Annotated in this window: 12 protein-coding genes; 5 read left to right on the top strand and 7 right to left on the bottom strand. The window is 32.3% G+C overall.

Annotation, left to right across the window (positions count from 1 at the left end; genetic code table 11):
• The 3 genes from CF386_RS12890 to CF386_RS12065 form a co-directional block, all read right to left on the bottom strand.
• On the bottom strand, positions 1–159 hold the full coding sequence (locus CF386_RS12890; RefSeq protein WP_158522416.1) for a hypothetical protein: 159 nt from the start codon (positions 157–159) through the stop codon (positions 1–3).
• A gap of 173 nt (positions 160–332) precedes the next feature.
• Positions 333–1625: a beta-ketoacyl-[acyl-carrier-protein] synthase family protein gene (locus CF386_RS12070; protein WP_089074680.1), complete on the bottom strand. Its 1293-nt coding sequence runs from the start codon at positions 1623–1625 to the stop codon at positions 333–335.
• A gap of 123 nt (positions 1626–1748) precedes the next feature.
• Positions 1749–2318, bottom strand: a complete 570-nt coding sequence (locus CF386_RS12065) for a TMEM165/GDT1 family protein (RefSeq protein ID WP_089074679.1) — start codon at positions 2316–2318, stop codon at positions 1749–1751.
• Here CF386_RS12065 and CF386_RS12060 point away from each other — a divergent pair.
• Positions 2317–2511, top strand: coding sequence for a hypothetical protein (locus CF386_RS12060; protein WP_089074678.1), 195 nt, complete (start codon positions 2317–2319; stop codon positions 2509–2511). The two genes, CF386_RS12065 and CF386_RS12060, sit on opposite strands and share 2 nt — an antisense overlap.
• An 18-nt stretch (positions 2512–2529) precedes the next feature.
• Here CF386_RS12060 and CF386_RS12055 read toward each other — a convergent pair whose 3' ends face one another.
• Both CF386_RS12055 and CF386_RS12050 read right to left on the bottom strand, forming a co-directional pair.
• Positions 2530–4482 (bottom strand): cation:proton antiporter domain-containing protein, encoded by a 1953-nt coding sequence (locus CF386_RS12055; RefSeq protein WP_089074677.1) that lies wholly within the window; start codon positions 4480–4482, stop codon positions 2530–2532.
• Between the two features lie 17 nt (positions 4483–4499).
• On the bottom strand, positions 4500–5108 hold the full coding sequence (locus tag CF386_RS12050) for an NAD(P)H-dependent oxidoreductase (protein ID WP_158522415.1): 609 nt from the start codon (positions 5106–5108) through the stop codon (positions 4500–4502).
• A 466-nt stretch (positions 5109–5574) separates the two neighbouring features.
• On the opposite strand from CF386_RS12050, the gene CF386_RS12045 reads away from it, so the two are divergent.
• Positions 5575–6804, top strand: coding sequence for a porin (locus CF386_RS12045; RefSeq protein WP_089074675.1), 1230 nt, complete (start codon positions 5575–5577; stop codon positions 6802–6804).
• Between the two features lie 1574 nt (positions 6805–8378).
• Here CF386_RS12045 and CF386_RS12040 read toward each other — a convergent pair.
• Positions 8379–9389, bottom strand: coding sequence for a cytochrome d ubiquinol oxidase subunit II (locus tag CF386_RS12040; protein ID WP_089074674.1), 1011 nt, complete (start codon positions 9387–9389; stop codon positions 8379–8381).
• 2 nt (positions 9390–9391) lie between these two features.
• On the bottom strand, positions 9392–10795 hold the full coding sequence (locus CF386_RS12035) for a cytochrome ubiquinol oxidase subunit I (protein WP_089074673.1): 1404 nt from the start codon (positions 10793–10795) through the stop codon (positions 9392–9394).
• Between the two features lie 236 nt (positions 10796–11031).
• On the opposite strand from CF386_RS12035, the gene CF386_RS12030 reads away from it, so the two are divergent.
• From CF386_RS12030 to CF386_RS12020, 3 genes are read left to right on the top strand one after another with little or no spacing between them, the layout of a single operon-like run.
• Positions 11032–11592, top strand: a complete 561-nt coding sequence (locus CF386_RS12030; protein ID WP_089074672.1) for a thiamine phosphate synthase — start codon at positions 11032–11034, stop codon at positions 11590–11592.
• A 46-nt stretch (positions 11593–11638) separates the two neighbouring features.
• Positions 11639–12208: a tRNA-(ms[2]io[6]A)-hydroxylase gene (gene miaE, locus CF386_RS12025; protein ID WP_089074671.1), complete on the top strand. Its 570-nt coding sequence runs from the start codon at positions 11639–11641 to the stop codon at positions 12206–12208.
• Between the two features lie 2 nt (positions 12209–12210).
• On the top strand, positions 12211–13395 hold the full coding sequence (locus tag CF386_RS12020; protein ID WP_089074670.1) for a hypothetical protein: 1185 nt from the start codon (positions 12211–12213) through the stop codon (positions 13393–13395).
• Positions 13396–13445: the final 50 nt, after the last annotated feature.

Here is a 13445-nt window from a genome sequence, read left to right as displayed (position 1 = left end):
TTAATAATTATTAATTTCCAAACTGGAGCCATCATCAAACTTATAAATTGTTTTAAGTTGTTCTAAATCTTCAATTATTTCATTTGCGAGAGAGTCAGCCGCTTCTTTTATTTTATGAGTCTCCATAGTTGACAGTACTTCTGCAGTAGTTTGATTCATATAATTTCCTCTAATTAAGAATGGTCATGTATATATTAGTACAAAAAAACATGTTTTATTAATAATGAAAAAAATATTTAGATGAGCTTAAAAAAAAGACTTAAAATGATAGGTGGGCAGAAAGATAAATCATGCTCCAAATCAAAGTTTAGAGCATGAAATTTTGATAATCATTATTTTTTTACAGATGAGAAAGCTAGACAAGCATTTGTACCACCAAAACCAAAGGAGTTTGAAAGAACAAAATTCACATCTTGATTTAATGGCTTTTCAAAAACATGTTGAACACCTTTGCACTCATCATCTAAATTTTCAGGTGTTAAATTATTAGTAAAAGGAATAAGATTATTCACAATAGACATTACCGAGAAAACTGCCTCTAAGGCACCAGATGCTCCTAAAAGATGTCCAGTAAACGATTTAGTGCCTGAAACGGGTGTGTTTTTTGCATTCTCTGAACCTAAAACCTCAATAATGCTTTTAATCTCTATTGAATCAGCTCCAGTACTTGTAGAATGTCCATTAACGTAATCTACTTCACTAACATCTCTATTTGCTTGCTTAAGAGCTTTCATCATCGCTCTTTTCCCGCCACGACCTTTTGGATGAGGTGCTGTAATACTTCCGCCAGTTGCTCCATCACCAGTTCGACCGTAACCAACTAGCTCAGCATAAATATGAGCACCTCTAGCTTTTGCATGCTCATATTCTTCTAAAACTAAACAGCCAGAGCCTTCTCCCATAACAAATCCATCTCTATCTTTAGTAAAAGGCCTAGACGCTACTTCAAAATCATCATTTCTTGTAGACAATGCTGTTTGAGCATTAAAGGTTGAAATACCAACCGGTGTTATTGCAGCTTCTGCGCCACCAGCTATCATAACCTTAGCTTCTCCTAAAATAATGGCATTATAACTATCAATGATAGAATGAGAACCTGCTGCACAAGCAGTACTATGAGAGTTGTTAGGTCCTCTAAAATCCCATAGGCTTGAGATATAGCCTGCTGCGATGTTAGGCAAGAACTTCAGGTTATTAAATGGGGTCTGTTTTTTACCTGCTTCAGTTAAAATAGTACAAGCTTCTGTTGCAGCGAGTCCACCAGCACCTGTAGCAATATTCACCCCTATTTCATCAAGAGTTTCATCATCGCTGATACCATTTAAATTTGCCATAGCGATTGCTTCGCCTGCTGCAACTAGCGCATAAACTTGGTGCAAATCCAACTTTCGCAAATATTTAGTACGTTCTCTTTTTTCCATTTCTTTGAAAGGACTGTGCTCTGCAGGATCAAAATCAGACGGTATAGCTGCACAAAAAGTTGTTTTACATCCCTTTGTTAAGGGATCAAATCTATCAATTTTTGTCAACCCATGTGAGCCTTTTTCTAGTGACTCTAAATGGTTTGGGATATCTACACCAATAGGACTGATCGCTCCAAATCCTGTTATAACAACACGTGTCATGTTTGCCCCTTTTTATGTAATTCTGTAATAATTTATTTATTAATTTGTTTAATTCTATCATAAAATTAACATGAATATAAAGGATTCCGTCTCTATATTCAAGTCATAAACTTATTTATTGGTTTAACCGAATTTAAAAAATGTTAAGACTGCAAGAAATAGAAATAATATGGATGTGATGATTCTGATTGTTTTTAACGGAATTTTCTTTATCAATTTCTCACCAAATATCAAGACTGGATAATTAGCTAATATCATCCCTACAGTAGTACCAAAAACAACCCAGCCCAGTTCGTTAGAAAACTTTGCACCTAATGCAATAGTAGCAATTTGCGTTTTATCACCAATTTCTGCTAATGAGAAGGCAACAAAACTTGTTAAAAAAACTCCAAATTTACTTTTAGAGTTATAGCCTTCATCCAACTTATCAGGAACAAGAACCCAGATCGAAAAGCCTAAAAAACTAATAATCAAAATCCATTTAAGATATGTTTCACTGATAAAATGACTTATTTGATAACCAAACCAAGCTGATACAAAATGATTTATGATTGTTGCAAATACGATAGCTAGACATATAATATGTGGTTTTCTGTATTTTGAAACTAGCACCAAGCTGAGTAATTGTGTTCTATCACCAATTTCAGCAAAGGCAACGGTAAGTGCGGTAATTGAGAAAGTATCTAAAATCATGTTATTTGTCCTAGAGGTGATTGCAAAAAAAATAACAATAATAATGCCTCACCTCAATGAGCATCATTTTGTTATTAGTCTTGCCAAACTATCTGCACAAGATAGTCAGTATTACCATGTTGATTTTGCAACAATTATGTTGATAATACTCTTAAAGGTAAGAGGCTACTCCCTAAAACAAGCTAAATCCTAAATTAACTTTTTATTAATGTCAAGTTTTATCAAGATCAACGCTACTTGTATTTTCAAATGAATCTACTTCATCTTTAGGCGGTGGATTCCACTCTCTATTGTCATCTCTATTTTTAGGATCTTTATCTCTTTTATTTTTATTTTTTTCTGCAGCTAGTGATTTTTCTACAGCAAAAAAGACTTTTGTTAAGGATAATGATGTAATTTCAGCATTTTTTCTATCCTTACCAAATTCGTCAAAGATTTTATTTGATTCTCTGAGATAAACTTCTTCAAATGCAAGTTTCGCTTGTTCTGCCTGGAAAGGATGAAAACCCATTTCATTCAGTGCATTCGCCCCCAATTGAGTTGCTGAAAAAAAAGTTTCTCGGACAACATCATCAACTCCTAATGCCTTTAATTTAAATTCGCTTCTAATATCATAAGCACGCGCTAATATTTTTACGTCAGGATAATATTTCTTTACTAATTTTACTAATTCAATAGATCCACTCACATCATCCGTAGCTAAAATTAGTAATTTAGCATCTTTCAAACCAGCAGTGGCTAGAAATTCAATCTGGTTAGCATCTCCATAATAAGTTTTCACCCCTAAGCGTTTCATTCTTTCAATTACTAACAACTTATGATCTATCATAACGGTATTTAAATCATTTGAAGCCAAAAGACGATATATCATCTGTCCAAAACGACCCGCTCCTGCGATGATAATTTTTCCCTTGTTATCAATTTGATCATATACTTCTGTTTTAGAGTTTGTCTGATACTTTGGGATAATAACCTTATCAAATATAATAAATAACAACGGTGTTAAAAACATAGATAAAGTAATTACTAGATTTAAAATCTGTGCATACTCCTCTGGAATAACATTGTTTCTGGATGAGAAGCTCAATAAGAGAAATCCAAATTCACCGGCTTGTGCTAAGCTTAAAGCAAATAACCATCGACTTTTTGGTCTTAATTTGAAAATTATACTTATAAAATATAATACGATAACTTTAACTGACATTAACAACAAAGTTAACGAAATGATGACCCAGAAATATTCATAAAGATCGGCAAGATGTATTCCAGCACCAACTGTCATAAAAAATAAACCCAATAACAAACCTTTAAATGGATCAATTGCATTTTCTAATTCGTGCTTAAATTCACTATTTGCTAAAATAACACCTGCTAAAAATGTTCCTAAGGCAGGTGAAATATCAATTAAGGTCATTAATGCCGTCATACCAATAACAAGTAATAAAGCAACTGCTACAAATATTTCTCTCGTATTAGCCGATGCAGCATATGCAAATAAATGCCTAATAAAATAATGTCCAACAATAACAACCCCAATAAATACGCCAACAATAATTAGGGGATATATCCAATTGGGTACATTTGCAACTAACGAAATTGTTTCATGAGCACTTGAATGTTCTAATTTTGCACTTGCATTATTAATACTGGATATAGCTAATAATGGAAGAACAGCTAAAACAGGTAGCACTGCAATATCTTGGAATAATAAAACAGAAAATGCACTCTTTCCTCCATCTGTTTTGTTTAATTTCTTTTCTTGAAAAGTTTGTAAAACAATAGCTGTTGAAGATAAAGACAAAGTAAAAGCAATCGCAAAGGCAACACTCCAATCAAGGTTCATATAAATGCCAATAGCCATAAAAACTAAGGTCGTTATAAAAACTTGAAGCCCACCTAGACCTATCAATCGAGTTTTCATTTTCCATAATGCTTGGGGATTTAATTCTAAACCAACTAGAAAAAGCATCATGACCACACCAAACTCAGCATATTCCTGAATGGTAGATGTCTCATCACTTCCCACGAGTCCAAGAAACGGCCCAATTATTACACCTGCAATCAAATACCCTAAAACCGAACCAAGTCCTAGACGTTTCACAATAGGGACAGTTATTACTGCTGCTGCTATGTAAATTGTTGCTTGTATATAATAGGAAACCATAACGTTCTTTAACCCACCTAAGAAGTAATAAAATATTCGTTTAATATAGGCAACTTTTTCACATCATCATAGCGAAATGTACCCTCTGTAAACATTTCTAAAATTTTTTTCCAATTCATTAGCCATGGCTCAAGTCGGTCATCTTCTTGAGCCGTTCTTGAATCGAATAGAATATATGGAGGTATAAACTGCATTCTGGTTACACGTGACATCTGCTCTAAAGGTGTTAAAAAACTCCTTAATGAATAATGTCTATCCGTATCCATTAAGTAGAATTCTTCAGAAGCCCCTGCTGTAATGCAGCATAAAAAGTATTTTTCTTGTAAGGCCTTTCCACCCGCTCCATAGGCAAAACCTACTTCTAAAACCAAATCTTGCCATTCTTTTAAAATAGATGGAGTGGAATACCAATAAAATGGAAACATAAATATGATAACATCATGTTCCAGCAAGCGAGTTTGTTCTTTATCAATGTTAATTCTATAATTTGGATATTGAGCATACAAATCAACAATAGTCACATTGTCAATGGATTTAGACACTTGTAATAGTTCACGATTATTTTGTGACTGGATTAAGTTAGGGTGCGCGAGAAGAATCAATACTTTTAATTTATGTTCAACCATAAAATCCATTTCGAAAATTAATCAAGTTTAACTATAGAATAAGAATTATTACTTTATTTATCAAGTATAATATCCCTTAAATCATAACCAAAACCATTAAAATATATTTATTACTCTTTGTATTTAGCAATATAAGCGCCGTAATAAATAATTAATAAAACTTTAATAATACTAGCTTTCAATAAGTTACAGCTTTACTTTTTAAAAACACACCCATCAATCATTTTTTTTTATCAATTCCTAATTTTATATAATTATTATTAATGTGTTAATTTTATATTCTAATTTCTGACATTAATTTAACATTAATTCAGGAACTTTTGTCCTCTATTTAAATAAATATTGCCATCAAGCTCATTTATGAAATTAAAAATTGCGTTTTTGGTTAAAAAGTAGAAGATTTGATTAGTTTTTATTAAGCTGAGCTTCAGTTTCAAAAAAATAATAATCCAAATGAGGAAATAAAATGAAAAAAACACTTCTTGCATTGTCCATTCTTGCAGCAGGAATGACAGCAGCAAACGCAGCGGAATTATACAACCAAGATGGTACATCATTTAGCATTGATGGATCCGTAAATGCTAACGCAGCTTTTGGTAGTTCAAGTCAAGATCAATCTAATGCATATGGCAACACTACAAACGTATGGAACGGAACCAATAATGGAGGTGATGTATTAGATCAATCATGGTTTAACTTTAAACCAACAGCAAAGTCTTATTTTAATGGTAAAGATGGCTGGTATGGAATTGGTCATGCCTACATAAGATTTTTTGAAAATAGCACATCTGTTCGTGAAATTTGGGCTGGTATTGGTAATGACCAATATGGACAATTGTATTATGGTAAAGCCTATACACCATGGAATGACATTGCCAGTGCATATGATTTATCACTAAACTACAGTGGTGGCTCTTACGCTGATCCAATGCCGTTCAGTATTGGAACAAGATCCAATAATCAATTTAAATATATTGGAAGCTTTGATAACTTAAGTGTTGAGTTGGGTGCTGTTCTGGGCAACAAAGGTGGTTCTTGGAAAGATGACTTAAGTAATACTGGTTCAGGTATGACAACATCAGTTACTGGTGGTGCTACTTATGCATTTGGTGATTCAGGTTTCACTGGATATTTAGCGGGCTACTATGCTAAGTTGAAACTTAATGAAGCAACTGGCTTCACAAATGGAATAGCTAATGCAATTACTGAGAATAACAAACTCAATATTGCTGGTGGTGCTTTAGGTTTAAATTACCAAGGTGATGCGTTTGGATTTACCCTTCAGCCAATGGCAGGTAAAGGTATTACTTCAGGAAATGGTCTGTATGATGGTAACCAAGCGGGATTTACATCTTCTACTTTCACTGCTGATACATTAAACCCAAATGACTTTGTACCTGTAGCTAAGGCAAATTTTATATCCTTATTATCTAATGTATCTTACCAAGTTGATAAAACAGTTTTCGTTGTTCAATACGAATACGGACGTTACTCAGACATTGATACAAATAAACTAGGCTCAAACTATAGAGGTGATAAAGACCAAACGTTTAATAATACTATTTTAGCGAACGTTAACTACCTATGGAATAAGCAGTTTAGTACTGGTTTAGAATATCAATATGACTTATTGAAGAAAGATTCACCTTACCATATCGGAAGCGGTGCTTGGGCTCAAGCAGTCTATAATTTCTAAATCTTAGAAATTTACAAATTATCCTTGAAAAAAAGACAGTTTAATCTGTCTTTTTTCTTAATTAATTTAGGCAACTTAATAAATTTTCAAGCACACTAACTTTAAATACACTTTACTGTACAAAAAATTAAAACATAACAACTTAATAGTTCAGTTAATTCTCAAACAAAATAAATTACACAAATATGCCCACTGATTGTTTTTTTGATTTAAAAAACTGTATTTGGATCATTCATCTTCTTATAAGAATAAAAAAAGCAAAGATAAATGCATAAGTTATACAAACAATTACTAATAAAGTTAATGATATTTAAGACATAAAAGTACATAAAAACTTTGTCCTTATTGATGTAATTACATCATTATTAACAGGTAGATTGATAATCTATTATTTTACTCATTTAGTACTAAATGTTGCTAATAGAGGTAAAAGATTATGCATATTGAAAAAGATGAAAAAATTATAATTCAAGCTACGTCTGAAAAAAATTCAGTTCTATACTTCTTTCTCGTAAAAACATAACATTTATTACTCTTTTTCATTTTAATCTTGTTTGCTATTTTGAATGTTTTCACTGAAAGCGTTACTTCAAAAACTAGCACCAGTATCTATATTATTTTGGGGACTATATTTGTATTGATTTTTATTTTTAACTATTTTTCACAAAAAAACTCAATTAAAGGTTATGAATATATCATCACTAATAAAATAATTGTCATAATTTATAGATTATTAGGTAAAATAAAAGAATAAAACCCTATCATCAGATCTCAGAGATTAATTAAAGCTATAATCTTATAGAAGACTTAATAGGATATGGTGCTATTTACATTGATTCAACATCTTTCTCCGCAAATAGAGCAAGATCGAATAAAAAAACACAAAAAAGGCAGGACTAACTGATGAGAATGCTGATCACATCATGAGCATAATCAGTAAATATATTGTAGATTCACCCAAGTCTGTATCGTGACTTGTGCTAATTTTTTCTAATGCTTTAGCATTAAAGTTTTAGGTAAAATATATCTGTAAACAACTTAAAACATGCTTCAAGAATTACTAAAACACACACGAATATACTCTAAAAAAAGGGTTTGGGTTGTGCTCTTTTTTTACTAACCAAAAAAGTAGTTACGATAATGATCATATTGATGTAAATAATTGATATTGGATAAATATATTTAGAGTCGTGATACACTTGAAAAAATACCACTGGCCATTGCCTAAAAAGAGTCATAACGTCTGTAAAAGAAAATAATTGGGGTTATCTTTAATTAGCTCTAAGACCGCATCATTTTCAAAAAACCTATCACACCTTGATTGAAAACAAATGAGAGGTTTTTTATAGATTAAATTGTTATTCTAAAGATAAATGTTCATTTCAGCAATACAAATAATTTTATCAATCTTGCATGTCAAATATCTGCTTTGTAATAATTAACCATTTTTTTAATGCAATTTATAAAATGCTAAAAGCGGAAAATAGATGGACGTATACCGATAGAGACTCAGACTAAAATAAAAAAGACTTCATATTTGAAGTCTTTTTAAAGATGAAGAGATTATTTAAAAACTAGTGCCCAAAGGTATCATGTTTAACTTTACCGGCAAAAACCTTAAACGCAAATCGCGAATAAAAAGCTAATATTGGTAAAATAATAATATTTAGAATTAATACCATGGTAAAATCTGATTGTTGAACTGTAGCATGTGCAAAGTCAATAGCTGGTGCAACAACATAAGGGAATATGGTTGAAAAAGCAAAAACTAAGCTCGAAACAACTAAAATCACCAGTGCAATAAATGGGTTTAAGCCAGTTTTTTTGATACAAAAGTGATGCGCAATCACAGATAATACAATCATTACACTTGTTACAATAGCAATCGTTAATCTTAAATTGATATGAGTTAAATCAAAGTTATTCACTGCATGAACGTACTGCCAAAAACCCATTATAATAAGAAATAAACCTGCTAGTGGTGTAGTAATTAATGATATTTTAGTAATCATATCAATTACAGAGTTTTCAACTTTACCATGAGCCCAGCTAGAGCCAAGAGCTAATGTTAAAGTTACTGCTGTTATCCCACAACATACGCTAAATGGGTTTATCCAATCGAAAGTATGTCCAGTAAATTTATAAAAAGGAAATTCACCACCAACACTTATACCATGTAATAAATACCCAAATACTGTTCCTAACGCAAAAGGAATGAGTAATGAAGCTATCGCCATTGCTTTTTGCCAGTATACATCAGATGGACGTCCTCTATGAGAGAACTCAAAAGCTGCAACTCTGAAGATGAGAACCGCCAATAAAATAAATACACCAGAATAAATAGAAGGTACAATGACTGAAAAAGCGATTGGTAAGCCGCCCCAGAGAGCGGTTACAAAAGCAATTAACCATGTTTCATTTCCATCCCAGTAAGGAAGAATGGCATTCAGCATTGCTTTTTTATCATTTTCATTTTTACATAATCCGTATAAGGTACCCACTCCTAAATCAAAGCCATCAAGCATGATGTAAGTAGCTAACGTACCAAATAGAATTATACCCCACAAAATAATTTCCAAATTCATTCTTAAATTCCCTGTGGTTCAAGTTTTTGTTCAGGATGATGGTCATCACTGCCATCACTATCATGTTTATCTTTATGATCTAAAAATGAAAAACCAGTTCGGGCCGTTCTGAAGATCATGCGAAGACCTACCGTGTAAACAACAAGATATGTCAATGCAATTACACTAGCTGAGAAGATGACTTCAAATAAAGTCAATGACGGTGTTAAAGCATCAGTGGTTTTTAATATATTGTATATCATCCAAGGCTGTCTTCCAGATTCTGCTGTTAACCAACCTGTTACCGTAGCAAGAAAGCCTACAGGCCACATAAATGTCAGTCCAGTTAAGAATAAACGATTCGTGTACAACTTCCCTTTCATTTTCAGGTAAATAGCACCCAAACAAGCCAGCAGCATAAGAACACCCATACCAACCATGACTCTAAAAGACCAGAATGTTAACGGCACATAAGGGATAGCCTCACCTTTAGCTGTCCATTCTTTTAAACCTGGCATTGCGGCTTTAGCATCCCCTGTATCAATAAGACTTCCTAAGGGAGCAGGTAATGTAATCGCATAATCATTTGATTGCGTTTCCATATTAGGCCATGCAACTGCTACTAAACTTGCAGGATCTTCAGGCTCCCATCTTGCTTCAATTGCTGCCATTTTCAAGGGCTGCGTTTCGTTTAACAATGCGCCACTTTCATGACCAACCCAAAGTTGAACAAAAATTAATGGTATTGCAAACATAAATCCTAAGTTAATCATTTTCTTTGCATGAATCACAAATTTATTACGTAGCAAGTAATAAGCACCAGTCGATATAACAACAAAAGCCATAGTTAAGTAAGCTGCAAGTAACATATGAGCAACACGAAGAGGCTCCGAAGGATTGAAGTTGACTTGTAACCAGCTCATTGCTGCCACGACACCATCTACTTCTTTATATCCAGCTGGAGTCTGCATCCATGAGTTATTTGTAACGATAGCCCATAGAGAAATCAATGTTCCGATCGCAACCATTAGGTTAGAAACAAAGAACATTCTATCACTGAGATGCTTACGTCCATAGATCATAAGACCAAAAAAGATAGCCTCAATCATGAAAGCAAATGTTGCTTCGAAATAAAGCATGGTCCCTGTAATATCACCTACTTTCGCAATATAGTTACTCCAGTTTGAACCAAACTGAAAGGCCATTACTAAACCTGAGACAATCCCCATGGCAAAAGTGATTGCAAAAATTTTACGCCAATAGTCAGATAAATCTCTGTAAATTTGTTTCTTCGTTTTTAAATAACAACCTTCTAACACAGTTAAAAAAGTCGCTAAACCAATAGATATTGTTGGAAAAACGATATGTAATACGGCACAGCCAGCAAACTCAAATCTTGCTAACAGTTCCACAATATGATTAGTCATTATATTTCTCTTCTAAATTTGAACAAAATAACACATACAGTGGTTTTATAAAAAACCTCCGTATGAATGAATGCTCGGTCGGTTTGAGAATTTTAACATAAAATAAAATATCGACACAAGGACAAACCAAGCCAAATAAGTCTAAAATAACCTTTATTATTGAAATATTAATTCTTATATTTATAATCTAATTAAACAACACACAAAGAAAAATAAATATTATTCAATTAAATCATATGGTTAATTATAAAATTTACAAAATATCTTCAAATTTATCTAGCTTAAGTCAATTAAAGAAATTTTTAAAAGAAGCTTTAAATGAAAGTTATATTTATCAGCTTAGGACGAACTTATTAAGTTTTGAAAAAATTAGTACTTATATAGAAAATAATATTATAGAAATACCACAATTAATGATTAACTCTTCCACTTTTAATTGGTCCCAAAAACATAATAAATATTTCGTTGGTATTCATCTAACTTCAAAACATTTAAAAATGTGTTCACATGCCGATATGACAAGTCTACGAAAACAATTCAAATTAATTTCAGCATCGTGCCACAATGTTGAAGAAGTTGGACTTGCCAATAAGCTCGAATTAGATTTCATCACTTTGTCGCCCATTCAACACACATCTTCTCATCCTGAAGTTAAACCTTTAGGTTGGACAGTAGCAAAAAATATTGTTAGGATTGCAAATCCTAAAGTCTATGCATTAGGTGGATTAAATCTTCTAGATCTAACGAGAGCTTGTAATAATGGCTTTTGGGGTATATCTGGAATTTCTAAGTTGTAATAACTTTTTTAAGGCAATTCATTTTTAACATTAATTGAGTGTATTCATGATTTTAAAAACTCCAACATCCTCAGACTGGGTTCAAAAAGTATTAGAAAATTTTGATAGTTTTTTAATTGACCATGCCCATGCAGAAAAAAAAGCATCCGGAATGGCTATGTCTATGGTTTCTCACTACCCAGATAAACCCGATATTGTAAAAGCCATGGTTGATCTTGCTTTAGAGGAAATGATCCATTTCAAACAAGTCATGAAAATTTTAGCTAACAAACAATTAACCCTCATTCCTGACGAAAAAGATATTTATGTTAATAATCTCAGAAAGTTATTTAGAAAAGGAACTGAGTTTTATCTAATGGATCGTCTTATAATTGGTGGCATTATTGAAGCACGTGGTGCGGAGCGATTTCAGTTGATTGCGAATGCTCTTTCCCCTGGAAAACTAAAACAATTTTATCTTCAAATAGCTGCGTCAGAAGAAAAACATTACGAACTTTTTTTTGAACTCGCAAAAAAATATTTTTCAAATGATGCAATTGCTCAGAGAACTGAATTTCTTTTAGCTGAAGAAGCTCAAATTGTTGACAAATTACCCCTTAGAGCTCTATTGCATTAACCATGGATGTAGTTGAAAAATATTTAACAAAATATGCAGAGGATGAAGTTCGTTTACTAAAAGACCTCCACTTTAATAAATCTTATAAATATCAAATTACAATTCCGGCATATAAAGAGTCATTTGATTTTATTGCTCGTTTAATAGAATCTTTCACGGATGAACTTCTAATATTGATTAATGTAAATCAACCAGATAATGTTGAAAACTCAAAAGAGCAAAATAACCTATTCAAATCTATATCTCAAAATTTTTCAGCCCGTCAATCTGTAGGGAACATTACTTTATTCGAAACGAATTCCTCTAAACCAGATTTATTATTGGTTGATAGATTTACATATCCGATCCCGCATAAAAAAGGGGTAGGACTTGCCAGAAAAATATTAGCTGATATAAGCTGTTGGTTAATTAAAAACAACATTGTAACCTCGCCATTTATAGCATCCACTGATGCCGACACAATATTACCCCTAAATTACTTTAATTTCTTGTCATCATATGATAGTGAAGAAACAGCTTTAATTTATCCTCATGAACACTTACAAATAGATAATTCAAAAATATCCTTATTAACAATACTCTATGAAAAAAAATTAAATTATTACGTCGATGGATTGAATTATGCACGATCCAGATATGCATATCACACCATTGGGAGTATGATTGCCTTTCACCATAAAGTCTATTGTATCGTGAGAGGGTTTCCTAAAAGATCGGCAGGGGAAGATTTTTACTTTTTAAATAAAGTCAATAAAATTAAGCCAGTCCTAACTTTAAAAAACCCAAAAATACAAATTTTGCCTAGAAAATCTGACCGTGTACCTTTCGGTACAGGTCCTACTATTCAAAACCTAATTGAAAACAAAATTGAATTAACCACCTATGATCCTAGAATATTTAAGTATCTAAAAGAAGTGAATCTTGTATTTAATGATCCTAGGGACTATAAGATTTTTGAGAGTTTTATTAAAGCTAGGATTCCTTTAATAAGTTATAATGCATTAAAAAATATAGGTTTTGAAAAATTTTTAGGTAATCTTAATAACCCCACTACTGAACAACTTAAAACTCAACTTTTTCTTTGGTTTGATGCATTAAAAACCCTTAAATTTATTCACTATTTTCAAAATCATGGATTTCACCAAGTTCCCGTAAATGAAGCGTGTCGTCATTTGAAATTACTTTAATTCACAATTTTTTTTAACAGGACATTTTAAACATACATTTTTATCCTCAC

The sequence above is a fragment of the Paraphotobacterium marinum genome, assembly GCF_002216855.1.
GTDB classification, from domain to species: domain Bacteria; phylum Pseudomonadota; class Gammaproteobacteria; order Enterobacterales; family Vibrionaceae; genus Paraphotobacterium; species Paraphotobacterium marinum.
Note: the sequence above shows the minus strand (reverse complement) of the source record. Positions and strands in the feature narration are given on the sequence as shown.

What these genes read in the sequence shown, in the direction of transcription:
- CF386_RS12055 (WP_089074677.1), bottom strand. Translation starts at nt 4,482, where the DNA reads ATGGTTTCCTATTATATACAAGCAACAATTTACATAGCAGCAGCAGTA.
- CF386_RS12060 (WP_089074678.1), top strand. Translation starts at nt 2,317, where the DNA reads ATGTTATTTGTCCTAGAGGTGATTGCAAAAAAAATAACAATAATAATG.
- miaE (WP_089074671.1), top strand. Translation starts at nt 11,639, where the DNA reads ATGATTTTAAAAACTCCAACATCCTCAGACTGGGTTCAAAAAGTATTA.
- CF386_RS12035 (WP_089074673.1), bottom strand. Translation starts at nt 10,795, where the DNA reads ATGACTAATCATATTGTGGAACTGTTAGCAAGATTTGAGTTTGCTGGC.
- CF386_RS12065 (WP_089074679.1), bottom strand. Translation starts at nt 2,318, where the DNA reads ATGATTTTAGATACTTTCTCAATTACCGCACTTACCGTTGCCTTTGCT.
- CF386_RS12045 (WP_089074675.1), top strand. Translation starts at nt 5,575, where the DNA reads ATGAAAAAAACACTTCTTGCATTGTCCATTCTTGCAGCAGGAATGACA.
- CF386_RS12050 (WP_158522415.1), bottom strand. Translation starts at nt 5,108, where the DNA reads ATGGTTGAACATAAATTAAAAGTATTGATTCTTCTCGCGCACCCTAAC.
- CF386_RS12890 (WP_158522416.1), bottom strand. Translation starts at nt 159, where the DNA reads ATGAATCAAACTACTGCAGAAGTACTGTCAACTATGGAGACTCATAAA.
- CF386_RS12070 (WP_089074680.1), bottom strand. Translation starts at nt 1,625, where the DNA reads ATGACACGTGTTGTTATAACAGGATTTGGAGCGATCAGTCCTATTGGT.
- CF386_RS12020 (WP_089074670.1), top strand. Translation starts at nt 12,211, where the DNA reads ATGGATGTAGTTGAAAAATATTTAACAAAATATGCAGAGGATGAAGTT.
- CF386_RS12030 (WP_089074672.1), top strand. Translation starts at nt 11,032, where the DNA reads ATGGTTAATTATAAAATTTACAAAATATCTTCAAATTTATCTAGCTTA.
- CF386_RS12040 (WP_089074674.1), bottom strand. Translation starts at nt 9,389, where the DNA reads ATGAATTTGGAAATTATTTTGTGGGGTATAATTCTATTTGGTACGTTA.